Here is a 242-nt window from a genome sequence, read left to right on the forward strand (position 1 = left end):
CTGATGATTTCGACACTCTTGTACGCCGCCTCGATGGCCTCGTAGACCGCACCGAAAGCCTCCTCGCCGTTGATCAGCGGAGTAACCCGCACCCCGCCGCGCGGAGGGTAAATGGTATTTTTGGCGTACCAGTCCATGGTCAAGAAGATCACCTTGTGCTCCTTGGGCGTGAACGGGATCACGGTTGTGCTGTACGTCGTGGTCATTGGAGGGCTCCCTGCACTCAGAGGTGCTTCGGCGTG

1 pseudogene is annotated in these 242 nt (G+C 59.1%); it reads right to left on the minus strand.

The features are described from left to right. Nucleotides 1-206 (minus strand): annotated as a pseudogene (locus tag AACY45_RS29155) (hypothetical protein); the annotation flags it as partial. Nucleotides 207-242: the final 36 nt, after the last annotated feature.

The sequence above is a fragment of the Pseudomonas sp. RA_35y_Pfl2_P32 genome (genome assembly GCF_963970735.1).
In the GTDB taxonomy this organism is placed as follows: domain Bacteria; phylum Pseudomonadota; class Gammaproteobacteria; order Pseudomonadales; family Pseudomonadaceae; genus Aquipseudomonas.